At 57.5% G+C, this 24,716-nt stretch carries 21 protein-coding genes and 1 pseudogene; 5 read left to right on the top strand and 17 right to left on the bottom strand.

From position 1 onward, the window contains the following. Positions 1–175: pseudogene (locus B3797_RS15135) on the bottom strand (PQQ-dependent sugar dehydrogenase); the annotation flags it as partial. A 179-nt stretch (positions 176–354) separates the two neighbouring features. Next, positions 355–990 carry a carbonic anhydrase gene (locus B3797_RS15130; RefSeq protein WP_311782253.1) on the bottom strand — a complete coding sequence of 212 codons (636 nt, stop codon included), beginning with the start codon at positions 988–990 and terminating at the stop codon, positions 355–357. A gap of 398 nt (positions 991–1,388) precedes the next feature. Here B3797_RS15130 and rimO point away from each other — a divergent pair, with 398 nt between their 5' ends. Further along, positions 1,389–2,720: a 30S ribosomal protein S12 methylthiotransferase RimO gene (gene rimO, locus B3797_RS15125; protein WP_120451707.1), complete on the top strand. Its 1,332-nt coding sequence runs from the start codon at positions 1,389–1,391 to the stop codon at positions 2,718–2,720. On the opposite strand, the gene B3797_RS15120 is transcribed toward rimO, so the two are convergent. The 6 genes from B3797_RS15120 to B3797_RS15095 are packed head-to-tail and all read right to left on the bottom strand — an operon-like array spanning position 2,717 to position 9,439. Continuing rightward, on the bottom strand, positions 2,717–3,166 hold the full coding sequence (locus B3797_RS15120) for a DUF4385 domain-containing protein (protein ID WP_120451705.1): 450 nt from the start codon (positions 3,164–3,166) through the stop codon (positions 2,717–2,719). The two genes, rimO and B3797_RS15120, sit on opposite strands and share 4 nt — an antisense overlap. Next, entirely contained in the window at positions 3,163–4,068 is a 906-nt protein-coding gene (gene gsiD / locus B3797_RS15115; protein ID WP_311781890.1) for a glutathione ABC transporter permease GsiD, read from the bottom strand. The genes B3797_RS15120 and gsiD overlap by 4 nt, the downstream gene beginning before the upstream one ends. Positions 4,069–4,077: 9 nt before the next feature. After that, entirely contained in the window at positions 4,078–4,998 is a 921-nt protein-coding gene (gsiC, locus tag B3797_RS15110) for a glutathione ABC transporter permease GsiC (protein ID WP_311791506.1), read from the bottom strand. Positions 4,999–5,047: 49 nt separating this feature from the next. Then, complete coding sequence (gsiB, locus tag B3797_RS15105; RefSeq protein ID WP_311791505.1) at positions 5,048–6,583, bottom strand: glutathione ABC transporter substrate-binding protein GsiB; 1,536 nt, start codon at positions 6,581–6,583, stop codon at positions 5,048–5,050. A 39-nt stretch (positions 6,584–6,622) separates the two neighbouring features. Beyond that, entirely contained in the window at positions 6,623–8,470 is a 1,848-nt protein-coding gene (gene gsiA / locus B3797_RS15100; protein WP_311781893.1) for a glutathione ABC transporter ATP-binding protein GsiA, read from the bottom strand. A 9-nt stretch (positions 8,471–8,479) separates the two neighbouring features. Next, a complete protein-coding gene (locus B3797_RS15095; RefSeq protein ID WP_311781894.1) occupies positions 8,480–9,439 on the bottom strand; it encodes an isoaspartyl peptidase/L-asparaginase family protein in 960 nt (319 codons plus the stop codon). A 225-nt stretch (positions 9,440–9,664) separates the two neighbouring features. Between B3797_RS15095 and moeA the strand changes: the two genes are divergently transcribed. Further along, the gene (gene moeA / locus B3797_RS15090) at positions 9,665–10,900 is read left to right on the top strand and encodes a molybdopterin molybdotransferase MoeA (protein ID WP_311791504.1); all 1,236 of its coding nucleotides are present in this window, start codon (positions 9,665–9,667) and stop codon (positions 10,898–10,900) included. Beyond that, positions 10,900–11,655, top strand: a complete 756-nt coding sequence (moeB, locus tag B3797_RS15085; RefSeq protein WP_311791503.1) for a molybdopterin-synthase adenylyltransferase MoeB — start codon at positions 10,900–10,902, stop codon at positions 11,653–11,655. The genes moeA and moeB overlap by 1 nt, the downstream gene beginning before the upstream one ends. 56 nt (positions 11,656–11,711) lie before the next feature. Here the strand turns inward: moeB and B3797_RS15080 are convergent, their stop codons facing one another. From B3797_RS15080 to mntR, 8 genes are all read right to left on the bottom strand, one after another. Next, the gene (locus tag B3797_RS15080) at positions 11,712–13,304 is read right to left on the bottom strand and encodes an ABC-F family ATPase (protein WP_311781897.1); all 1,593 of its coding nucleotides are present in this window, start codon (positions 13,302–13,304) and stop codon (positions 11,712–11,714) included. 175 nt (positions 13,305–13,479) lie between these two features. Continuing rightward, positions 13,480–13,881 carry an H-NS family nucleoid-associated regulatory protein gene (locus B3797_RS15075; protein WP_120451687.1) on the bottom strand — a complete coding sequence of 134 codons (402 nt, stop codon included), beginning with the start codon at positions 13,879–13,881 and terminating at the stop codon, positions 13,480–13,482. 428 nt (positions 13,882–14,309) lie between these two features. Continuing rightward, entirely contained in the window at positions 14,310–15,794 is a 1,485-nt protein-coding gene (locus B3797_RS15070) for a sugar porter family MFS transporter (RefSeq protein WP_311791502.1), read from the bottom strand. 280 nt (positions 15,795–16,074) lie between these two features. Beyond that, positions 16,075–17,610: an efflux transporter outer membrane subunit gene (locus tag B3797_RS15065; RefSeq protein WP_311791501.1), complete on the bottom strand. Its 1,536-nt coding sequence runs from the start codon at positions 17,608–17,610 to the stop codon at positions 16,075–16,077. Between the two features lies 1 nt (position 17,611). Further along, positions 17,612–19,180: a DHA2 family efflux MFS transporter permease subunit gene (locus tag B3797_RS15060; RefSeq protein ID WP_311791500.1), complete on the bottom strand. Its 1,569-nt coding sequence runs from the start codon at positions 19,178–19,180 to the stop codon at positions 17,612–17,614. Further along, positions 19,177–20,316, bottom strand: coding sequence for an HlyD family secretion protein (locus B3797_RS15055; RefSeq protein WP_311781902.1), 1,140 nt, complete (start codon positions 20,314–20,316; stop codon positions 19,177–19,179). The genes B3797_RS15060 and B3797_RS15055 overlap by 4 nt, the downstream gene beginning before the upstream one ends. A gap of 146 nt (positions 20,317–20,462) precedes the next feature. After that, a complete protein-coding gene (locus B3797_RS15050) occupies positions 20,463–21,572 on the bottom strand; it encodes an SLC13 family permease (RefSeq protein ID WP_311791499.1) in 1,110 nt (369 codons plus the stop codon). Between the two features lie 17 nt (positions 21,573–21,589). Continuing rightward, a complete protein-coding gene (gene mntR / locus B3797_RS15045) occupies positions 21,590–22,051 on the bottom strand; it encodes a manganese-binding transcriptional regulator MntR (protein WP_311791498.1) in 462 nt (153 codons plus the stop codon). A gap of 266 nt (positions 22,052–22,317) precedes the next feature. Here mntR and B3797_RS15040 point away from each other — a divergent pair, with 266 nt between their 5' ends. Next, positions 22,318–22,512 carry a hypothetical protein gene (locus B3797_RS15040; RefSeq protein WP_311791497.1) on the top strand — a complete coding sequence of 65 codons (195 nt, stop codon included), beginning with the start codon at positions 22,318–22,320 and terminating at the stop codon, positions 22,510–22,512. 157 nt (positions 22,513–22,669) lie between these two features. Here the strand turns inward: B3797_RS15040 and ompX are convergent, their stop codons facing one another. After that, the gene (ompX, locus tag B3797_RS15035) at positions 22,670–23,182 is read right to left on the bottom strand and encodes an outer membrane protein OmpX (protein ID WP_120451674.1); all 513 of its coding nucleotides are present in this window, start codon (positions 23,180–23,182) and stop codon (positions 22,670–22,672) included. 376 nt (positions 23,183–23,558) lie between these two features. Here ompX and rhtA point away from each other — a divergent pair, with 376 nt between their 5' ends. After that, the gene (gene rhtA, locus B3797_RS15030; protein ID WP_311791496.1) at positions 23,559–24,470 is read left to right on the top strand and encodes a threonine/homoserine exporter RhtA; all 912 of its coding nucleotides are present in this window, start codon (positions 23,559–23,561) and stop codon (positions 24,468–24,470) included. Positions 24,471–24,716: the final 246 nt, after the last annotated feature.

The following is a 24,716-nucleotide window of genomic DNA, read 5'->3' as shown; positions in this document are numbered from 1 at the left end:
TGCGCAGCTGTCCGCTCCGTTCAGTAATCAGCAGCGTCTGATTGTCCGGCAAAAAGGCAGCCGACCAGGGATGATTAAGTTTCTCCTGCAGAACCTGAACCTGCACCTCCTCTGCCAGAACGGGAAGAGTAAACAGCGCGCCGCCGAGTAACAGCGCGGCAGTCAGTCGGGCCATAATATGCTCCAGTCACCAGGGAATAAGTGTAAGGGTAGCCAGCGCGACTAAATAATGTTCAGGCTTTACAAAAGATTAAAGTCTGCCATCCCATCTGGAAGGGAAGCAGGGATACGCTAAAGGGAAGGCATGGGGAAGCAAAAAGAAAACGCCCGCTGCATGCGCAGCGGGCGAGAGGCTTACTCGAAGCAGGTTTCCGGGTTATCGGAGAGAGAGATAAAGCTCTTGCCGCCCGGGGTCAGGGCGATAATTTTGCCTGACTCGATATCATATACCCAGCCGTGCAGGCGCACTTTGCCTTTACGCAGCGCCAGCGCCACGGACGGGTGAGTCTTGATATTGTTCAGCTGAGCGATGACGTTCTCTTTTACCATCTCGTTCAGTCTGGCTTCCGCCGTCTCGTATTCGCGTTCTTCCACCACGGTTTTCGCCGCATCGGCGTAGCGCAGCCAGTGTTCGACTGCGGGCATGGTGTCCATGCACTGGCAGGAAGCGATAGCGTTCATCGCGCCGCAGTTGGAGTGGCCACAGATGATGATTTCACTCACGCCCAGCACCATCAGCGCATATTCGATAGTGGCTGACACGCCGCCTGGCTCCGGACCGAACGGCGGTACGATATTGCCCGCGTTGCGGATCACAAACAGCTGACCCGGCTCCTGCTGGGTAACCAGTTCCGGTACTAAACGGCTGTCAGAACAGGAGATAAACAGCGCTTTAGGATTTTGGTTCGACGCCAGGCTTTTGAAAAGATCCTTCCTTTCAGGAAACACATTCTGTTGAAAACTCAGAAATCCGTTAACGATCTCTTTCATCATTGCGCTCTCACATTATCCACTTAGTCGACTGCGGCGACAGGCGTCCGCAGCTGCCCTATTATCGGCTTATTATTGAATTCACAGTAAATTTGAATTCCGGATTTAAGCACCAGGCCGCATTAAACTCAACCCTGTTATGAGTATTGACAATTTTTGCCTGTCTGGCAGCGTTGATTTTTTGTCGAAATTACCAGAAGTTAGCCCGTAAATGGCTGGCCGCGACGTTTTCACTTATTTACGTAACGGGCGCGCAAAGTCTCGCTTTCCTGGCAGACGCAAGCGCCGCTTATCTGTCTGAAATGCCCCACGAATTCCCCCATAAATAACGCTACAATTTTCAGCGAGACGCAGGTAAAATCGCGCGCCATCGCTGTGCAGAACCCGGAAACAGAGCCATGTCCAATACCAATACTACACTGCCGCCGCGCGTGGGCTTCGTCTCGCTCGGCTGTCCTAAAAACCTTGTGGATTCAGAACGTATCCTGACGGAGCTGCGTACTGAAGGCTACGACGTTGTGCCGCGTTATGACGACGCTGAAATCGTCATTGTAAACACCTGCGGTTTTATCGACAGCGCGGTGCAGGAGTCGCTGGAGGCGATTGGCGAAGCGCTCAATGAGAACGGCAAGGTGATCGTCACCGGCTGTCTCGGCGCGAAAGTGGATCAGATCCGCGAGGTTCATCCCAAAGTGCTGGAGATCACCGGCCCGCACAGCTATGAACAGGTATTGTCCCATGTTCACACCTATGTGCCGAAACCGCAGCATAATCCGTTTTTAAGCCTGGTGCCGCAGCAGGGCGTTAAGCTGACGCCGCGTCACTATGCCTACCTGAAGATTTCCGAAGGCTGCAACCATCGCTGCACCTTCTGCATTATCCCGTCGATGCGCGGCGATCTCGACAGCCGCGCCATCGGCGAGGTGCTGGATGAGGCTAAGCGTCTGGTGGAAGCGGGCGTAAAAGAGCTGCTGGTGATCTCGCAGGACACCTCCGCCTACGGCGTCGACGTCAAACACCGCACCGGTTTCTGGAACGGCCAGCCGGTGAAAACCAGCATGGTGGGTCTGTGCGAACAGCTGGCGAAGCTCGGCGTCTGGGTGCGTCTGCACTACGTCTACCCCTACCCGCACGTCGATGACGTTATCCCGCTGATGGCGGAAGGCAAAATCCTGCCCTATCTGGACATTCCGCTGCAGCACGCCAGCCCGCGCATCCTGAAGCTGATGAAGCGTCCAGGCGCGGTAGAGCGTACGCTGGAGCGCATCAAGCGCTGGCGCGAAATCTGCCCGGAGCTGACGCTGCGCTCGACCTTTATCGTCGGCTTCCCCGGCGAAACCGAAGAGGATTTCCAGCTGCTGCTCGACTTTATCCGTGAGGCGCGTCTGGATCGCGTGGGCTGCTTCCAGTACAGCCCGGTGGAAGGCGCAACCGCCAACCAGCTGCCGGATCAGGTTGACGACGCGGTGAAACAGGATCGCTTCGACCGCTTTATGCAGCTGCAGCAGCAGATTTCCGCCGAGCGCCTGCAGGAAAAAGTCGGCCGTGAAATCCTGGTGATTATCGACGAAGTGGATGAAGAAGGCGCTATCGGCCGCAGCATGGCGGACGCGCCGGAAATCGACGGTGCGGTCTACCTTAACGGCGAGCGCGGCGTAAAACCGGGCGACGTTATCCGCGTAAAAGTCGAGAACGCAGACGAGTACGACCTCTGGGGAACGCGCGTTTAACCGTATAGCTTCTGATGCGCCTGCTTGCGCGTCAGATAGTCCTGATCTTCACGCAGTCGATCCCAGTACGCTTTGAAAACGGCCGCCGCAGCGGCCTTTTCTTCGTCAACGCCGCGCGGTAGCTCATTGCCGTCGGCGTCGTATTTGCGCCCGCCCTTGTGGTTGCTGTAGCGGCGCGCGCGCGTATACCCCATCTGAATAAACTTGCGCGCCATATCCATACCGACGAAATCATCCTGCGCGCGGTAGGCTTCAAACATCTCCATGATCTTCGCCGCGGAGGCTTTAGCGATCGGCACAGTGCGAAAACGCCAGTGCGGCAATATTTCGCTTTTATAGGGTTCCACCATCAGCACGCCCTGCTCGCCGCGCCCGACCTGATAACGTTCCGGGTTCTTGCGGAAGTCGATGGTTTTAAAGTCCTGCTCGTAATCGAATTTTTTCATGTCTTGAGTTTAGGATCGAGCGCGTCGCGTAGCCCGTCGCCAAGCAAATTAAATGCTAAAACCGTGAGAAAAATCGCGAGGCTGGGGAAAATCGCCACGTGGGGCGCCAGCACCATATCGGCGCGCGCCTCGTTAAGCATCGCGCCCCACTCCGGCGTCGGCGGCTGCGCGCCCAGTCCAAGGAACGACAGGCTGGCGGCGGTTATAATCGAGGTGCCGATACGCATGGTGAAATAGACCACAATCGACGACACCGTACCGGGCAGAATATGACGCAGCAGGATGGTGGTGTCAGAGGCGCCGATGCTGCGCGCCGACTCGATATAGGTCTGATGTTTCAGCACCAGCGTATTGCCGCGCACCAGACGGGCAAACGCCGGAATGCTGAAAATCGCCACCGCAATAATCACGTTGCTCATGCCGCTGCCCATAATCGCCACCACCGCAATCGCCAGCAGAATGCCGGGGAAAGCGAACAGCACATCGCAGATACGCATGGTAATGCGATCCCAGGCCCCTTCGTAGTAGCCCGCCAGCAGGCCGAAGAACGTGCCGATCGCCGCGCCAATCGCCACCGAAAAGAAGCCGGCAATAAGCGAGATGCGGGTGCCGACCAGCACGCGGCTGAAGATGTCGCGTCCCAGCGAGTCAACCCCAAACCAGTGCATCAGCGACGGCCCCTGATTGAGCCGGTCATAGTCAAAATAGTTCTCTGCGTCGAACGGGGCGATAAGCGGCGCGATAAACGCCAGCACGATCAGCAGCAGCACAAACAGCCCTGACGCCATCGCCACCGGCTGACGGCGAAAGCGTCGCCAGAACTCGCTCCAGGGTGTACGAACCCGATTTTCCGTCGTCAGCGGCAGGCTTTTCAGCACCGCTTCGCGTCGCCAGTTTTTCATTGCGACTCCTTACCTGTAGCGAATGGCGGGATTGATTGCCGCATAGAGCAGATCGACAATCAGGTTAATCAGGATGAACTCCAGCGAAAAGAGCAGCACTTCGGCCTGAATCACCGGGTAATCGCGCATCTCCACCGAATCAACCAGCAGACGGCCCAGACCGGGCCAGTTAAAGACCACTTCCACCACAATAGAGCCGCCGAGCAGAAAGCCGAACTGCAGTCCCATCATGGTCACGACCGGGATCATGGCGTTGCGCAGGCCGTGTTTTACCACCACCAGCGATTCGCGCACGCCTTTGGCACGCGCGGTGCGCATATAATCTTCCTGCATCACCTCGACGAACGAGGCGCGGGTAAAGCGCGCCATTACCGCCGCCACGGCGGCACCCAGCGTCACCGAAGGCAGAATGTAATGTTTCCAGCTGCCCGCGCCGACGGTCGGCAGCCAGCCTAGCTCGACCGAGAAAATCTGCATCAGCAGCATACCGAGGGCAAAGGCGGGAAAGGAGATGCCCGATACCGCCAGCGTCATGCCCAGGCGATCCGGCCAGCGGTTACGCCATACGGCGGAGACGATGCCGATCGCCATGCCGAATATTACCGCCCAGACCATACTGGCCAGCGTCAGCCACAGCGTGGGCATAAAGCGCGTAGCGATCTCTTCGGACACCGGGCGCTTCGACACCAGCGACTGGCCGAAGTCGCCCTGCAGCGCATTCAGGATAAAGTGCCAGAACTGCTGCGGCAGCGGCTGATCCAGCCCCAGCTCCTGGCGCACCAGCGCCACCACCGTGGCGTCGGCGTCCTGACCGGCGATCAGACGCGCCGGATCGCCCGGCAGCAGGTGAACGAACAGGAACACCAGCACCGCCACAATCAGCAGCGTCGGGATGAGCCCGAACAGACGTTTAATAAAATAGTTAAGCATGCGAAATCCTGAGCAGCGGCGGCCAGCCTATGCGGGCTGGCCGGTCGGATTACTTCAGATCGGCCTCGTCAAAGCTGAATGAGGTGTCGGGCATCACATAGAACCCGGTCAGCGACGCGCTGTTGGCGGAAACCAGCTGCTCCACCACCAGCGGGATCCACGGATGGTCGTTCCAGATCTTATCCTGTGCGTCTTTATAGAGGCTGGCTTTGCGCTCGCGGTCCGTGGTTTTCAGCGCATCGGCCAGATCTTTATCCACCTGCGGATTGCTGTAAAACGCGGTGTTAAAGATGGCTGGCGGCCAGGACGTGGTGGCGAACAGCGGCGTCAGCGCCCAGTCAGCTTCGCCAGTAGAGGCGGACCAGCCGGTATAGAACATGCGTACGCCGCTCTCTTTCTGTCCTTTGCTCTCAACCTCGGCGGCGCGCTGACCGGCGTCCATCGCCGTGACTTTTACCTTCACGCCCACCTGCGCCAGCTGCTGCTGGGTAAACTGCAGCACTTTCTGCGCGGTGCTGTGGTTATGCGACGACCAGAGCGTGGTTTCAAAGCCGTTGGGGTAGCCCGCTTCCTTCAGCAGCTCGCGCGCTTTGGCCGGGTTGTACTGAATCGCCGGGTATTTTTGCGCAAAGTCGATAGTCGGCGGCACGATGCCGGTCGCAGGCGTCGCATAACCGGCAAAAGCGACTTTGGTCAGCGCTTCGCGATTGATTGCATACTCCAGCGCCTCGCGCACTTTCGGGTTGTCGAACGGCTTCTGAGTGACGTTCAGGCTGATATAGCGCTGCATAATCGATGGCGACGTCACTACCTTCAGCTTCGGATTCTTCTCCAGCAGTTTGGCCTGCTCGAACGGGATCGGGAAAGAGAAGTTCGCTTCGCCGGTCTGCAGCATCGCCGCGCGGGTGTTGTTGTCCACCACCGGACGCCAGGTGATGCTGTCGAGTTTCGGATAGCCTTTTTTCCAGTAGCCGTCCCACTTTTTCACCTTCACATAGTCGGTCTGGTTCCAGGTCACAAACTCATAGGGGCCGGTACCAACCGGGTGAAAGCCGATCTCTTTGCCATATTTTTTCAGCGCGGTCGGCGAAATCATCGCGGCGGCAGGGTGCGCCAGGTTATTGATAAAGGCAGAAAAAGGCTGCTTCAGGGTAATTTTTACCGTGGTGGGATCTACCGCCTCGGTAGTGGCGATATATTTAAACAGGTTGTAGCGCTTGAGATGGTTATCGGGGTTGCTGGCGCGCTCAAGGTTGACCTTGACCGCTTCAGCATTGAAATCGCTGCCGTCCTGGAACTTAATTCCCGGACGCAGCTTGATGGTATAGGTCAGGCCGTCCGGGCTTGCCTGATAGCTTTCTGCCAGCACGTTGGTCAGCTTCATATCTTTGTCGAAGCCAAACAGCCCCTGGTAGAATGATTTCGCCACCGCCTGCGACAGCGTATCGTTGGCGTCATAGGGATCGAGCGTGGTGAAGTTCGAGCCGACAGCGATAACCGCGTCTTTTGCCGCCCAGGCGGGTAGCGCCGCCATGGCGCCGATCACGCCCGCAGCCAGTAACCCTTTACGCATTGTGTTGTGCATCGTGTTCTCCTGTAATCCCTGCTTAGTGTGATTGTGATGTCAGGTGCTGCTGATAGCATGGCGCGCAACGAAGTGGCCTGGCGCAACCTCAATCAGCGGCGCGACCTCAGGCTCGTCGCCCAGCGCGCGAACGGCGCTGGGGATCTCGTCGACCATCAGTGCGCGCTCGCGCCGACGATGCGCCGGATCCGCCACCGGGACGGCGGCCATCAGCTTGCGGGTGTAGGGGTGACGCGGCTCCTCAAATACCGCCTGCCGCGGCCCCATTTCAACGATCTGTCCCAGATACATAACCGCCACGCGATGGCTAATGCGTTCCACAACCGCCATATCGTGGGAAATAAACAAGAAAGCGATGCCGAATTCACGCTGTAGATCGAGCATCAGGTTGACGATCTGCGCCTGTATCGACACGTCGAGCGCCGACACCGACTCATCGGCGATCACCACTTTTGGATTGAGCGCCAGCGCGCGCGCAATACAGATACGCTGGCGCTGGCCGCCAGAGAACTCATGGGGATAACGCTGTGCATGCTCCGGCAGCAGCCCGACCTTTTCCAGCAGCCAGGCAACGCGCTGTTCCGCCTCGCGGCGCGGCATAACCTTATGCACCAGCAGCGGCTCCATAATGGAGAAGCCCACCGTCAGCCGCGGATCGAGCGAGGCGTAAGGGTCCTGAAAAATAAACTGGATATCGCGGCGCAGATGCGCCAGCGCCGAACCGGAGAGCGTGTCGATACGCTGACCGTTAAAGGTGATAGTGCCGCCCTGGCTCGCCACCAGCCGCAGCAGCGATCGTCCGGTAGTGGATTTGCCGCAGCCTGATTCGCCGACCAGCGCCAGCGTCTCACCGGCGTAGAGATCGAAGCTCACCTTCTCTACCGCGTGCACGCGACGTTTGACGCGGTTAAGCAGTCCGCCGCGAATATCAAAGCGCGTCACCAGATCGCGCACCTGCAAAATGGGGGGAATATCGCGGCGCGCCGTGTCCTGCGGCGTTTCCGGCTCGCTCTCCGCTCCGGCGTGCAGCAGCGGAAAACGGGCAGGCAACGGCTGGCCGCTCATCGCGCCGAGTTTAGGCACCGCGGCCAGCAGCGCCTGGGTATAAGGCTGCTGCGGCGCGTCGAACAGCTGCTGCACCGGCGCGCTCTCCACCACGTCGCCGCGGTACATCACCTGTACGCGGTCCGCCATTTCGGCCACTACGCCCATATCGTGCGTGATAAAAATCACGCCCATGTGCATCTCTTTTTGCAGCACGCGGATCAGCTGCAGGATTTGCGCCTGAATCGTTACGTCGAGCGCCGTTGTCGGCTCATCGGCAATCAGCAGCGCAGGACGGCACGACAGCGCCATCGCAATCATAACGCGCTGACGCATGCCGCCGGAGAGCTGATGCGGATAACGCGACAGCACGCCCTGCGCTTCGGGAATGCGCACCAGATCGAGCATACGGCGCGCTTCCGCCAGCGCCTGCTGATGGCTTTTCCCCTGATGCAAACGGATAGATTCTGCGATCTGCTCGCCGACGGTGAATACCGGATTGAGCGAGGTCATCGGCTCCTGAAAGATCATCGCCATGTCGGCGCCGCGCACGCGTCGCATCACGCCTGGGGTGGCGCGCGCCACGTCCAGCAGATCGCCATTGCGTCGGCGCAGCAGAATATCGCCGCTGACTTCGCCGCCCGCCTGTTCGATCAGCCGCATCAGCGCCAGCGAAGTGACGGATTTGCCGGAGCCGGACTCGCCGACGATCGCCAGGGTCTCGCCGCGCTGCACCTCCAGCGAGAGGTCGCGCACCGCCTGCGTCACGCGCCCTTCATGGCTGAAGCGCACGTTAAGATTGCGTACCGCCAGAACCTGCTCCGGCGCCATTTGCTGCGTCATGCCTGCTCCTTAGCCTTCGCGGTAGATGCCGACCTCAGCCTCTTCGCCCACGCGCGCAAAAGCGCGATACATGCCTTCGCTGTTAAACGGCAGCGCTACGTTGCCGAAGCGGTCGACGGCGATCAGGCCGCCGCTGCCGCCCAGTTCAGGGATGGCGTCGTGGATAACGTTTACGCAGGCCTGCTGCAATGAGTGGCCGCCGTAGCGCATCTGCGCGGCGATATCATAGGCCGCCAGCGTGCGGATAAAGACTTCGCCAGTGCCGGTACAGGAGACCGCCACCGTGTCGTTGCTGGCGTAGCAACCCGCGCCCGGCAGCGGCGAGTCGCCAACGCGGCCCGCCTGTTTATTGGTCATGCCGCCGGTCGAGGTCGCAGCGGCCAGGTTGCCTTCCGCATCGATCGCCACCGCGCCGACGGTGCCGAATTTACGGTCGGGATCCAGCGGGTCGCCCGCTTTCGCCGCGCCGTCGTGATCCAGTACCATTTCGTCGCTGGCCAGCGCGCGCTGCAGCTGCTCCCAGCGTTCCGGCGTCGAAAAATAATCGGGCTCGACCTGTTCCAGGCCGTTATCCCGCGCGAACTGCTCTGCGCCCGCGCCGATAAAAAGCACGTGTGGGCTGACCTCCAGCACCTTGCGCGCCGCCAGCACCGGATTGCGCAGGCGCGACACGCCCGCCACCGCCCCGACTTCCAGCGTGCGGCCATCCATGACGCAGGCATCCAGCTCGTGGGTGCCCTGATGGGTAAAGACCGCGCCCTTGCCGGCGTTGAACAGCGGGCACTCTTCCAGCAGCCGTACCGCCTCGGTCACGGCATCCAGCGCGCTGGCGCCCTGTGCCAGCATGCGTTGTCCCGCAGTGACGATATCGGTAAGCGCCTGACGATACGCCTGCTCTTTCTCTGCGCTCATTGCCGAGCGCGTAATGGCGCCTGCCCCACCGTGAATGGCGATGACTGCTTTGACCATAACGCTTGCCCTGTCCTTTTACCGGAGTGAAAACACTGATTTAAAATGGTTTTCAGCCAAATTAAATGATTTTTGACTATAGAAAGCCTGTCAAAACTTGTAAAGAGGAAACTGGCGCGGCAGCCATAACCTTTTGTTGTGGCTTATGCCGCAGCGGAAATGTGACTCTGCTGACAATTAGCACCATAATAGGCAGCAACTGTCTTAACACAGGTTGCAAACACAATGGAAAGCTTTACCGCAGGGTTAATTTCTCTTGAAGAGGCGCAGGCGAAAATGCTGGCGCAGCTTCAGCCTCTCCGCGATCGCGTCAGCGTGCCGCTGGCCGATGCAGTTGGCCGCATTACCGCATTGCCGGTTACCTCACCCATCGATGTGCCGCCCTTTGATAACTCGGCGATGGATGGTTACGCTGTGCGGCTGGCCGATATTCAGGCCGATCGGCCGCTTCAGGTGGCGGGCAAAGCCTTTGCCGGTGCGCCTTTTAACGGCGACTGGCCAGCGGGCAGCGTGGTGCGCATCATGACCGGCGCGCCGGTGCCATCTGGCTGCGACGCGGTGGTGATGCAGGAAGAGACGCGCGAGGTCGACGGCGGCATTGTGATTAACGCGCCGGTAAAGGCCGGGCAAAATATCCGCCTGATAGGCGAAGATATCCGACGCGATCAGCCGGTGCTGGCGGCGGGCGTGCGCCTCGGCGCGGCGGAATTACCGCTGCTCGCCTCGCTCGGCCTCGCTGAGGTAAGCGTGCTGCGCAAGCTGCGCGTCGCGGTTTTCTCCACCGGCGATGAGCTGCAGCCGGTGGGCCAGCCGCTGGCGCCGGGCCAGATCTACGACACCAACCGTTTTACCGTCTCGCTGATGCTGCGCAAGCTCGGCTGCGAGGTGATCGATATGGGCATTATTAAAGATGACCCGCAGGCGCTGCGCCGCGCCTTTGAAGAGGCGGATCGTCAGGCCGATGTGGTTATCAGCACCGGTGGCGTTTCGGTGGGCGAAGCGGACTTCACCAAAACCATGCTCGACGAGCTGGGCGTCATCACCTTCTGGAAGCTGGCCATCAAGCCAGGCAAACCTTTTGCTTTTGGCCGCCTCGCCGGCAGCTGGTTCTGCGGACTGCCCGGCAATCCGGTCTCGGCCGCCGTCACCTTTTATCAGCTGGTACAGCCGCTGCTTGCCGCCCTGACCGGCCAGAGCGCGTCCCCGCTGCCGCCGCGCCTGCGCGCGCGCGCCGCCTCGCGCCTGAAAAAATCTCCGGGCCGCCTCGACTTTCAGCGCGGCGTCATGAGCCGCGGTGCGGACGGCGAACTGGAGGTGCGCAGCACCGGTCATCAGGGCTCGCACGTCTTTAGCTCTTTCGCCGCCGCCAACTGCTTTATCGTGCTGGAGCGCGAGCGCGGCGCGGTGGAGCCGGGCGAATGGGTTGAGGTTGAGCCCTTTAACGCGCTGCTGGAGGGGTAATGTTGCCCGAACTCAGCGATGAAGAGATGCTGCGCTATAACCGCCAGATCGTGCTGCGCGGCTTCGACTTCGACGGCCAGGAAAAACTCAAGGCGAGCCGCGCGCTGATTGTCGGTCTCGGCGGCCTCGGCTGCGCGGCTGCGCCCTACCTGGCTGCGGCGGGCGTGGGCGCGCTGACGCTGCTCGACTTTGATACCGTTGCGCTGTCCAACCTGCAGCGTCAGATCCTGCATCACGACGCAGATATCGGCCGCGCCAAGGTTGACTCGGCGGCTGAGAGCCTGGCCGCTATCAATCCGCATGTGCATATTGATACCGTTAACGGCCTGCTGGAAGAGGATGCGCTTGAGACGTTAATTGCCGGACATCAGGTTGTGCTCGACTGCACCGACAACGTGCAGATACGCGAACAGCTTAATCGGCTCTGCCGGGCGCGGCGCGTGCCGCTGGTTTCCGGCGCGGCGATTCGTATGGAAGGCCAGATAAGCGTGTTCAACTGGCAGCCCGGTACGCCCTGCTATCGCTGTATCAGCCGTCTGTTTGGCGAGCAGACGCTAAGCTGCGTCGAGGCGGGAGTGATGGCGCCGCTGGTTGGCGTCACAGGCGCAATGCAGGCGATGGAGGCGATTAAGGTACTGACCGCCTTTGGCACGCCCGCCACGTCGCGGCTGCTGATGTATGACGCGATGAGCGCAGAATTTCGCAGCGTGAAGGTAGCGCAGGATGCGCACTGCGAAGTGTGTGGCCATAAATGATAAAGGGGTAGCTCAGGCTACCCCTTAATGTTATCTGGCAAAAGAGAGGGTGACTTTTAGTAAATACCCTGGCTGCGCAGATAGTCTTCGTAGTTGCCGGTAAAGTCGATCACGCGGTCCTCTTTGATCTCCAGCACGCGCGTCGCCAGCGAGCTAACGAACTCACGGTCGTGCGAAACGAAAATCAGCGTGCCTTCATACATCTCCAGCGCCATATTCAGTGACTCGATCGACTCCATATCCAGGTGGTTTGTCGGTTCGTCCATAACGAGGATGTTGGGTTTTTGCATCATCAGCTTGCCGAACAGCATGCGCCCTTTTTCACCGCCGGAGAGCACCTTCGCTGGCTTTTTGATGTCGTCATGGCTGAATAGCAGACGGCCAAGAATGCTGCGCACCGCCTGCTCGTCATCGCCCTCCTGCTTCCACTGGCTCATCCAGTCAAAGACGCTAAGATCGTCAGCAAAGTCGGCGGCGTGATCCTGCGCATAATAACCAATGCGCGCGTTCTCCGACCATTTAACGCTGCCGCTGTCTGGCTCAAGTTCGCCCACCAGCGTTTTCAGCAGGGTGGATTTACCAATACCGTTGGCGCCGATGACCGCCAGTTTTTCTCCGACCTCAAGCAGCAGGTTAAGGTTTTTAAACAGCGGGCCGTTATCAAAACCTTTACTTAGCGCTTCTACTTCCAGTGCGTTACGGAACAATTTTTTGTCTTGTTCAAAACGAATAAAAGGATTTTGACGGCTGGACGCTTTAACTTCATCCAGTTTGATCTTATCAATTTGTTTCGCGCGCGAAGTCGCCTGACGCGATTTAGAGGCGTTGGCGCTAAAGCGGCTGACAAAAGATTGCAGCTCGGCGATCTGCGCTTTTTTCTTGGCGTTATCCGCTAATAAACGTTCGCGCGACTGAGTGGCCGCTGTCATATACTCGTCATAATTACCTGGATAAACACGTAATTCGCCGTAATCGAGATCCGCCATGTGCGTACAGACCATATTCAAAAAATGACGGTCGTGCGAAATGATGATCATGGTGCTTTCACGCTCGTTCAGCACCTGCTCAAGCCAGCGGATAGTATCAATATCCAGGTTGTTGGTTGGTTCATCCAGTAACAAAATATCAGGATTTGAAAATAACGCCTGCGCCAGCAGCACGCGTAATTTCCAGCCCGGCGCAATTTCGCTCATCGGGCCATAATGCTGCTCGACCGGAATACCGACGCCGAGTAATAACTCGCCCGCACGCGACTCGGCGCTGTAGCCATCCATTTCGCCATAAAGCGCTTCGAGGTCCGCAACTTTATAGCCCTCTTCTTCGCTCATTTCCGGCAAAGCATATATGCGGTCGCGCTCCTGCTTTACTTCCCACAATTCATGGTGGCCCATGATGACGGTGTCCAGCACGCTATATTGTTCAAACGCAAACTGGTCCTGCCTTAACTTGCCGATACGTTCGTTGGGATCGTAAGAGACATTACCGCCGGTTGGCGCCAGGTCGCCGCCGAGGATTTTCATAAAGGTGGATTTACCGCTGCCGTTTGCACCGATTAAACCGTAACGATTACCTCCGCCAAATTTTACGGAGATATTTTCGAACAGTGGCTTGCTGCCAAACTGCATGGTGATATTGCTGCTTACTAACACGGCATTAACCTTTATGGCTGAGTGAAGGAAAAAACGGCGGCCATTATGCCAGACATCGCCTTGCGCATGCCAGCGCCAGGCGTGCGGCCTGAGGCAAGCCGCTGGCAGCGGGGGAAAAATAAAAAGCCGATGGCTGTTTAAGCCACCGGCTCCCACTTGCAAGGATTGGGTAAATTTAGCCGATCAGGAAATCGTCAAGGCTTTTGCCAGCGTCCAGCGCCTTTTTAATTGCCGCTGGGGTACGGCCCTGGCCGGTCCAGGATTTTACTTCGCCGTTCTCGTCGGTATAAGAATACTTGGCGGGACGCGGCGCGCGCTTGGCGCGTTTTTTACCGGTTTCCAGCGCGCCCAGTAATTCATTTGGATCGATACCATCAGCCAGCAGCATTTCACGATATTTAGACAGCTTTTCTTCTTTTTCGCGGTTCTGCGCTTCTTCAGCTTCTACTTCTTCACGACGTTCGGTAACGACGACGGTTAATTTCTCCAGAATTTCTTCCAGATCGCTTAATGGCAGTTCGCGTGCCTGTGCACGTAATGTGCGAATGTTGTTCAGAACTTTAAATGCGTCACTCATTACAATGTCCTTGACTAAGGGGGTTAATAAAACTGTAGCGACAAGATTACCCAATTCAAATAAAAAAATAAATTAATTTTCTACTACAGAAAATTCCGAAGGTAGATCGTAAAATTTCCATGCAAAAACTTAAGTGTATTCTCAATGTGTTATTAACGATGAATTAGCAATGTCCTTGCAGATAAAAGCGGAAGAGTGAAATCGTTTTCATTGCCGGTTTACGGCTTTAATAGCGAATCGTCTAAGTCCAGAGCGCCGATATAAAGCGCTTTACAGGCGGATTTTACGAATACTCTCTTACCTTGCGCCCTGCGATTGTTGCGTTGAGGTTAACCAGAAAAAAGGAAGAAAAAGAGCAAACGTCGGCACGAATGGATAAAAAAAAGCCGGCGCAAGTGCCGGCTCTGACCACAATTGATAACCTTTGATTATGATGTTTTATTTACCGGTCGCCCCAATGGCTTAGGAGCAGGCTCTTCGTTATTCGAGAGCGTTTCATGCAGATAGTGCTCGATCTGCTCCAGACTGCGGTTACGTGTTTCCGGTACGCACTTAATGACAAATATCGCACCTGCGATGCCGACCAGCGCAAAGATAAAGAACGCGCCCGCCAGACCGACGCTTGCCAGCAGAACCGGGAACATGAGCGAAATAAGGAAATTGGCGATCCACATAGAGAATACCGCGCCACCCATAAAAATACCGCGCAGGCGCGTCGGGAATATTTCTGACAGCAACAGCCAGGTGACCGGCGATAATGCGCCCTGCTGAAAGCTCAAAAACATTAGCATGCCGAGCAGCACCATATAACTGCGCCATATATCGGGCTGGCCATTAACGGTTTCAGGCATAAAATATGTTACCGAACCGATAAACACCAGACAGGCGGTGCAGCCGAACTGGCCAAGCATGGTCAGGGTACGGCGCCCCATTTTTCCCAACAGCCAGATACCGACTAAAGTCATCACCACCGAGATTGCGCCGTTGGCGATGGTGGCAATTAGCGCCGCGCTGTCGTCCATACCGACCGCCTTCAGCATGGTCGGTGCGTAATACATAATGGTATTTACGCCGGTCAGCTGCTGGATTACCGCGATCCCCATGCCGATAAGAAACAGCTTAAACAGCCAGGGCTTACGCAGTTCGCGCAAGCGCGGGCGCTGCTGCTCCTCTTCTGCCAGGGTCTCTTCGATCTCGGTCAGTTCCCAGTCGACATCCTGGGGCGCGCGGGTCCGTTCCAGCACTTTGCGCGCCTCGGCCAGCCGTCCTTTCATAGCGTACCAGCGCGGCGTGTCCGGCATAAATAACATGCCGAAAAAGAGCAGCACCGCTGGCAGCGTCGCGACCGCCAGCATCCAGCGCCAGGTCGTTTCGCCGCCCCAGGCAGCATTAAACCCCGCGTTAGAGATATAGGCGAGCATCTGACCGGAGACGATCATCAGCTCCTGTAGCGTGACCAGCTGGCCGCGTCGGTTAGCCGGCGCGATTTCCGCAATGTAGACCGGTACGGTGGCTGCTGCGCCGCCGACCGCGACGCCCAGCACCAGACGGAAGAAAATCATCCATTCCACATCGGGCGCCATTGAGGTACCAAGCGCACCGATGGCAAAGATAATGGCCAGAACGAGGATAATTTTTTTCCGCCCGGCCGCTGCCGCGAAGTGGCCTGACAGAAGCGCGCCAAAGGCGGCGCCGAACAGCAGGCTGCTGGTGACCAGACCTGTAGTAAAGGGCGTTAGCTGAAGTTGTGGGCCCATAAACAGCAGTGCACCCGAGATCACGCCGGTGTCGTAACCAAATAACAGGCCGCCAAGCGTGGCGACGACGGCGATAATTTTAACGAAGGGTTCGGTACGGGTGTTGCTGTTCGGCCCTGAGGCTTTATTAAGCGTAAGGTAAGATTCTCTGGACATGTTATCTCCTGGTGTTGTGCAGGTATCCAGTGAAAATAGATTGTTTTTATCGCAAAGATAAAATATGAAATATTAGTTTTGCGCGCTGGGTCATAGGCTGCGCTTATTTTTGCACCAGAGATCACACTTATGAGCAGTAATGCTTTACCCGTCACAACGCTTCGTACTGAGTAAAAAAACCACACACAGGTAAAAAAGGAATTTTTATTTCAAAGCACCAGGCAGGTATGGCATTAAGGAAGTCGGCTGCGCTCTACGCCGCAGCCGAAAAAAAGCGAGGTTAGCTGGCGCGGGCCGCCGGGCCAAAAACGTCGAACTGCGGCAGCGTGACGTTCTGGTAAGTCTCCCAGCCGCCGCCCAGCGCTTTATAGAGCGCGACCAGATCGAGCGCGCTCTGCATGCGCGCCTGGGTCGCCTGCTCCTGCGCCTGCGCCAGCTGACGCTGAGCATCCAGCACGTCGATAAAGGTTGAGATGCCCTGCCGGTAGCTGTCGCTGGCCAGATCGAAGGCGCGCTGCAGCGAACCTGTAGTCTCGTCCAGCGCCGTCACCCTCGCCTGATCGGCGCGATAGCTCACCAGCGCGTTTTCCACATCCTGCAATGCGGTCAGCACCGTCTGTCGGTAGTCAAGCGCTGCGCTGGCCTGTTGCGCACGCGCCAGCCTGACGCTGGAAACCAGACGGCCGCCCTGGAAAATCGGAATCGACAGCGAAGGGCCGACGGAATAGAAGTGACTGCTCCAGTTGTCGAGGTAGCTGGCGTCGGTGTTGCGTACCCCAAGCTGGCCGGTGAGCGACAGGCTGGGGAAAAGCTGCGCCACCGACACGCCGATATTCGCCGTCTGCGCATGCAGCGTCGCCTCGGCCTGCCGAATATCGGGGCGTCGACGCGCCAGCGTGGTGGGAATGCCGACCGGCACCATTTGCGGCAGCGCGGGCATCGCTTTCGGCGCGAAAAGCTCGTTATCCAGCGCCCCTGGCGTTTTGCCCAGCAGAACCGCCAGCCCGTTCATCGCCTGGCGCGCCTGCGACTGATACTGCGGCAGCTGCGCCTGCAGCGAACTGAGCTGCGCGCGTGCGTTTTCCACATCGGTAAGCGGCGCAAGCCCGTTGCGCTGCTGGCTCTGCGTCAACTCCCAGCTCTGCTGCGCCACGGCGATTTGCTGCTCCAGCGTGGCGATTGTCGCCTGCGCGCCGCGCAGCTGCAGGTAGGCGCGCGCCACCTCAGCCTCCAGCGAGACCAGCGCGTCGTTGCGCTGCTCTATTGCCGCCTGGGTTTGCGCATCGGCCAGTTCGACCTGGCGACGGACTTTGCCCCACAAATCCAGCTCCCAGCTGGCGTCGAAGCTGCCCTGATAAAGCGTTACCGGCTGCTCCAGGCTGCTTAGCTGACTGGCGGTATCGCTGTCGAGCTGGTCGGTGACGCCGTTCGCTTTCAGCAGCCCCTCCAGCCCTAGCTGCTGACGCGTGACTTTCGCGCTGCCGTTCAGGCTGGGAAAGAGACCGCCGCGCGCCTGCGCCAACTCCTGACGTGCGCCTGCGATGCGCAGCACCGCCTGCTGCAGCGTCAGGTTGCCTTCAATAGCGCGATCGATCAGGCTGTTGAGCTGCGGATCGTTAAAGGTTTGCCACCAGCGCGTGCTGACGGCGCCGGACTCGGTTTTCGACGCCTGCTGCGCGTCCAGCAGATGATAGCCCCCTGGCAGCTGCGGCTTCGGTGCTTCGTAGTCAGGCCCGACGGCGCAGCCCGCCAGCCAGAGCGCCAGCGTCAGCAGGCTGAGCGGTCTCGCCACCTGGCGTGTAAAGGTAACCTTCATGTCAGTGTGCTCCTGCACTGCCTTCGCTCTTAATCGGCGACAGCAGCCAACAAAATGGAATCAAGATCAGGGCGATGATGCTTAAGCCCGTAAAGACGTCGATGTACGCCAGAATGCGCGACTGCGCCACCATCTCCTGATAGAGCTGACCAGCCGCCAGCGTGGTGGGATCGCCAGCCGCCGACGTGAAGTCGCGGATCGCCTGCGACCAGTGCTGTACGGTAATGTTGAACTGCTCGTTAAGCGGCGTCATGTTATGCACCATATGCGCCGAGCGTACCTGCTCGCGCTCGGTGATCGCCGCCGTTGAGAGCGAGATACCGATAGAGCCCGCCACGTTGCGGAACATGGTAAACAGCGCCGACGCATCGGCGTTGAGCCGCTGCGGAATGGTAATAAAGGCGATGGTGGTCAGCGGCACGAACAGAAAACCCAGCCCAATCGACTGCGCGCTGCGCATCAGCACCAGCGTTTTAAAATCGACATCGGGCGTCAGGGTTGAGGAGTACAAAAACGCCAGCGTCAGGCAGGTAAAGCCGAAGGCGATGATATAGCGCGTCTGCACGCGCGGCATCAGGCTTATGACCAGCGGGATGGTCAGCACAATCAGGATAGCGCCCGGCGACAGCACCAGCCCCGACCAGGTAGCGGTATAGCCAAGATCCTGCTGCGCCAGCTGCGGCAGAACCACCGAGCTGCCGTAGAGGATCATCGCCATGCCCGCCATCAGCAGTCCTGACACCCAGAAGTTGCGGTCTTTCATCACCAGAATATCCACCACCGGCTTCCGGGCATACATCAGCCAGTAAACCGCGCCGACGATGCCGACCAGCGCCAGCGTGGCGAACAGCACGATAAAGTGTGAGGCGAACCAGTCTTCATCTTCGCCGCGATCGAGGAATACCTGCAGGCAGCCGAGCCCCAGCGTAATTAACCCGATGCCGATATAGTCGATCTTCAGCCGCCCTTTCGCCCACTTGCGCTCCCACGGCGGATCTTCCAGCAGCTGATAGATCGCCAGCACCGTCAAAATACCCACCGGGATGTTAATAAAGAAGACCCAGCGCCAGCTGTAGTTATCGGTGATCCAGCCGCCGAGCGTCGGCCCGATAACGGGCGCGACGATAATGGCGATCGAGGAGAGACCGAACGCCTTGCCGCGATCTTCCGCCTTAAAGTAGTCAAGCAGCACCGACTGCTGCACCGGCTGCAAACCGCCGCCGAAGAAGCCCTGCAGCACGCGGAACAGGATGATCTGCCACAGCTCGGTGGCGATGCCGCACAGGAACGAGCAGATGGTGAACATGACGATGCAGATCAGGAAGAACTGCTTGCGGCCAAAGAGCCGACTGAAAAAAGCGGAGATAGGCAGTACGATGCCGTTCGCCACCAGATAAGAGGTCAGCACCCAGGTCGATTCGTCGTAGCTGGAGGAGAGCGAACCGGCAATATGGGGCAGCGCCACGTTAACGATGGTGGTGTCCAGGATCTCCATGAACACCGCCAGCGTGACGGTCACCGCCACCAGCCACGGATTGCTGGAGGGCTGCCAGCTCTGCGCCTGGCTCATTCCACGGTAACCTTAGGTTCAACCGACAGGCCGAGCGGCAGCGGATGGTTTGGATCCAGCCCTTTGTCGATAACGATTTTCACCGGTACGCGCTGCACGATCTTTACGTAGTTGCCGGTGGCGTTCTCCGCCGGGAAGGTAGAGAAGCGCGAACCGGAGCCCATCTGAATACTGTCAACGTGCCCTTCCAGCTGCATATCGGGCCAGGCATCGATGCTAATCGCCACTTTGTCGCCTGGGTTCATCCGCTCCAGCTGCGACTCTTTAAAGTTAGCGGTGATCCAGATATCGGGCGACACCAGCGAAAAGAGCGAACTGCCCGCCTGCACCAGCGTGCCGAGCTGCACGTTGCGTTTGGTGACGAAGCCGTCATACGGCGCGCGCACCTGCGTATAGGAAAGGTTCAGCTCAGCGGTATTCAGCTGCGCCTGCGCCTGCGCGACCTGTTGCTGGCGCGCTTCCACGTTGGTTTCCTGCTGACGGATCTGCAGCGCGACCTGCGAGGCGACTTCCACCTGCGCTTTAGCGCTCTGCAGCTGCGCCTGGGCTGAACGCAATTGCGCGGCAGCGGTGTCGATATTGCGCTGGCTGGTGGCGCGGGGATCGACGCCGCGCTGACGGCGATAGTCCGCTTCAGCGTTTAACAGGTTCGCCTGCGCTTTCGCCTGATCGGCCAGCGCCTGATCGCGCTGTGCCGGATACTGAACTTTAGAGAGTGCCAGCTGCGCCTGCGCCTGATGCAGCTGCGCCTGCGCCAGGCCAAGCTGCGCTTTGGCCTGATCGCGCTGAGCGAGAGTATCGCGCGGGTCGATCTCAACCAGCAGATCGCCCTTTTTCACCCGCTGGTTATCTTTGACCAGCAGCTTCACCACGTAACCAGAGGCCTTAGGCGCGATAGTGACCGCGTCACCTTCGGTAAAGGCGTCGTCGGTACTCTCTTCGTTACGCGTTGTGAACCAGAACCAGAAACCGACTATCAGCATGATCACGACCACAATAGCGAGGATGATCAGCGGTTTTTTGCCGGGTCTTTTGCGCTCAGGCTGATCGTTATTCTGTTCAGACTGTTCGCTGGAAGGATCCTGCTCTTTCTTTACATCGTCCTGATGGGATTCGCCTTTATCATTGTTGCTCATAGTCAGTTCCGCATAGCTAACGCCCTAATTCCAGGGCATAAAAGGTCAGATAAACAGTAGATGGTAAACTGACATTTTCCAGCGCTTCTTGACTTTTCCAGACAAAAGGGGCACATCCTGCAACATTTTTTTAAGCGCAGCGAAAGTTAATGCAACAGGCGCAACAGCAGCCAGCCGCTCAGCATCGACCAGGCCAGCATCGGCAGAGAGAAGAGATGAAACTGCCACCAGACGCGGCGATCTTTCGCCATGCGCAGCGCAATCAGATTAGCCAGCGACCCAGGCAGCAAACCAAAGCCGCCGATATTTACCGCCCAGGCAAAAACGTCTGAAGGCGGAATTTTTTGCAGCAGCAGAATAGTGGCGGGCACGTTGCTGATTATCTGCGACAGACCGATGGCCAGCAGATAAACGGCGCCGTCGCTGAAGCGTGACACAGCATCGAAATGGTGCTGCACAACCGGCAGATGCGTCAGCAGGTAGACGTCGATAAACATCGCGATAAAGACCGCCAGCAGGCTCCAGTCGATGGCCATCAACACCCTGCGCGCCATCAGCAGATAGCAGCCGATGATAAGCAGCAGCGCCCAGCCGGTCATTTGCCACTCAAGCGCGGCGACAAACAGGAGATAGAGCAGGACGCTGACGGCAAACAGCGGCTTCTGCCACTCGCGCGTCTCGTCATTGCCATGCTTCTCAATCGCGCGCGGCTTAAAGCTGAACCACGTCAGCGCCAGCAGCGTTACCAGCAGCCAGACCGCCAGCGGCGTCATTTGCCCAATAAATCCCAGCACGCTGAGCTTGCCGTGACTCCACAACAGGATATTTTGCGGATTGCCTACCGGCGTCAGCAACGAGCCTGCATTAACGGCCAGCGCTTCAAAGATGATCAGCCTGGACAAAGGCAGATGCGAATATTTGCGCAGCGTCAGGGTGAGCGGCACCAGAATAAACAGCGCCACATCGTTAGTCAGGAAGGTGGAGAGCAGCGCAGCGGCCAGCATCATAAACAGCGCCAGCGCGCGTTCATGCCGGAAGCGGCCGATCAGCCGCGCGCCCAGTACGTCAAAATAGCCGCTGACTTCCAGTCCTTTGGTTAACAGCAGCAGGCCGGTCAGCGTAACGATAGTATGCCAGTCAACCGCGCCAGGCAGATCCGCCCAGCGGAAATTCGCCAGCAGAATCAGTATCGCGCCAAGCGCTAACAACAGATGCAGAATACGATCATGCAAAAAAGTGCGCAGCACGGTTAACATGTTAGCGGGCCCGGTGATTAGTGACGGCTTTCGTAAAATTTCTGGAAGACGGCCAGCGTTTCATCGCTAACGTGATGTTCAATGCCTTCTGAGTCACGCCGCGCGGTTTCCGGGCTGATGCCCAGCGCGAGCAGGAAGGTTTCGACGATATGATGGCGAGCGCGGCTCTCTGCCGCCAGCTTTACCCCTTCCCCGGTCAGGAAGACGCCGCGATAGGGAACCTGTTCGACCAGCCCGGCGCTGCTGAGTCGTTTTAACATTTTCGCCACGGTGGGCTGCGAGACGCCCAGTCGCGCTGCCATATCAACCTGGCGCGCCTCGCCAAATTCACCAATTAAATCTGAGATCAACTCAACGTAGTCATCGATCAGTTCGCGACGATGGGCTTCGCGTACCTGTCGAAATCCTTCGACATGCTCTTCGATATCTTTCAGGGGTCCTTGCGGAGCGGACACCCCAGTTTTGGCACGACGACTCATTCAGCTTCCTCTTTATTATGCTCCGCGCTCGCGCAGCGAGACGGATTTGCTGCGCTCATTGTAAACCAGGCACAAAGAAGCTCAAATTTTTCGTAAATAGCATTGGCTACAGGGTATAGCCAGTGCTATATTTGTCGATATTGTAGGCAAACGCGCTGACAATGGAGAGACGATCGTGCAGGATCCTTATCTGTTATTACTGCTGTTTCTCTTGTTTGTCGCCGGGCTATGCCTGCTGTTACGACGTTACTGATTGGGAGGTCGATATGAGCACCATGAAATGCTGCCTTGACTGCGGCAAATGCTTCCAGACAGCGCAACCGACTTCATCTTCATCGCTGAAGGCATGGCTTTGCCTGCTGAGCCGCTCCCCGTTTTCACTTCGCCTGATGCTGGTTGAAAAACTGCTGGGCACGAAACGCAACGATCGCGACTGCCCGAATTTAATCTGGCGCGGTTAACGCGCAGCCTCTTTATCCAGCCTCTGCGTTTGCCAGGGCTGCTCCTTTCTCTTTTTCTCTGCTCCAGCGCCTCGTGACTACTCATGGTTCAGCTAAAAAAGAGATAAAAAAAACGGCCGCAAAGGGCCGTTTTTTCTGCAACTGGTCTAAGCAAAACTTAGAAGCTGTAACCTACGCCAGCAATCCAGGTGCCAACGTCAACGCTGCGGATACGGCTCTGCTCGTAACCTACGTCGATAGCGAAGTCCTGGTACGGGTTGAACTGCAGGCCGGCACCGTAAGAGAAGCCCACGTCGCTGGAGTCGCCTTTATCACGGACAACAGTGTCGTTCTGCTGGAATTTGCCGTAGCCGATACCAACCACGCCATAGATGCTCGCCCAGTCATTCAGACGGTAAGCAGGACCAGCGGTGAAACCGTAGTACTGACCTTTGCTGTACACGCCAGCATCAGTGCGATCTTTTTCGGTGTAAGTGAAAGAACCGATCCAACCCAGCGGGTTAGAGCCGTCTTCGTAACGGTATTTCAGGTTGAAACCGTTCGCTTTGTTAGCCACGCCCTGATAGTCGGACTGAGCGTAACCGCCGGTGACTGTGCTCTGCGCCATTGCGGAACCCGCAGAAACTGCCAGAACACAAGCCAGTGCTGAAAGACATGCAATTTTTTTCATAACCACCTCAAATGTGATAATACTTCTCTCCTGACAACGCTGAAAATATAACAAAACTCAGCAAGAAACTCTGCCCGCAAATTATTGTCTAACAGAATGTTTGGTGTAACAGAAAGTTAATGAAGCTTCCTATGCTATTCATTTTCCTTGAAAAATTCGTCATTAAACTGCAATGAATTTCCTGGAAGAAAAATTGTCGTTTAAGTTAATTCCTAAAAAAACCTGACGTTTCTTTACGGAACTGGCCCTGAAGTGGGTTAAATTTCGCGCATTCGCCTCAGCATTTTCCTGATTGCCTCCTCTGCTTTTACCCCTGTTTCGATTAAACTGAACCTCTTGTTACCTCTGTGTTAATCATCAAGGACGCGTTTACAGGATGTCTCTTTCTTTGCCAGGTAAAAGCTCTGCGCCAGCTATCTCGGTAGCTGTGCTGCTGATCGCCATGCTGTCGCTGCAGGGCGGCGCGTCGTTAGCGAAATCTCTCTTTCCCGCGGTGGGGGCTACCGGCATTACCGCGCTGCGTCTTGGGCTTGGCACCCTGATGCTCTGCGTTATCTTTAAACCCTGGCGGCGGCGCTTCACGCGCGAACAGCGTCTGCCGTTGCTGATTTACGGGCTGGCGCTGGGCTGTATGAACTTCCTGTTTTATCTGTCGCTGCGTACTGTGCCGCTCGGCGTCGCGGTGGCGCTGGAATTTACCGGCCCGCTCACGCTGGCGCTGCTCGGCACGCGCCGTCTGCTCGATTTAGTCTGGGTAGCGCTGGCGGTCGCCGGTCTCTGGTTCCTGCTGCCGTTCGGCGACAGTATGAAAACCATCGATCCGCTGGGCGCGGCGCTGGCGGTAGGCGCAGGCGCCTGCTGGGCTTTATATATTCTGGCGGGGCCGCGCGCCGGGGCGGAGCATGGCCCGGCAACCGTTGCGATGGGTTCTCTAATTGCTTCAGTTATCTTTGTGCCGCTGGGATTGACCTTCGCCGAGCCAGGCATCTGGCACTGGAGCGTTCTCCCTGTCGCGCTTTTAGTCGCCCTGCTCTCCAGCGCCATTCCTTATTCGCTGGAAATGGTCGCCCTGACGCGTCTGCCGGCGCGTATTTTTGGTACGCTGATGAGCCTTGAACCTGCCGTAGCGGCCCTGTCAGGAATTTTATTCCTTGGCGAAACGCTCTCTCTGAAGCAGAGCCTTGGTCTGCTGGCGATTATTCTGGCGTCAGCTGGCGCGACGCTGACGCTTAAGCCCAGAAATTCCCAGCTAAAAGAGGTGGAAATAACCCCACCGCCGCAGCCATAACTTATTACGCCTGCGCATAACGCAGGCGAATAATATTCTTACGTTAAAAATGGTTTTATTTTAACCAACGCTACACACTATTATTATCATTCTGAAACATACTGTATAAGGCCATGCTTTTCACTCTCGCAATGGGCTGATTTTACAGCATTAAAATCAAAGTAGCTTTTTCTGTAACTTTCCCCCCGATTATTAGCGCATAAATTTTATCCGTAAATGCCATCTATTTCAGCCATCGCTAAACTC

The sequence above is a fragment of the Pantoea sp. UBA5923 genome (assembly GCF_002431095.1).
Taxonomy (GTDB): Bacteria; Pseudomonadota; Gammaproteobacteria; order Enterobacterales; family Enterobacteriaceae; genus Pantoea; species Pantoea piersonii.
This window is presented reverse-complemented; position numbering and strand designations above follow the sequence as displayed.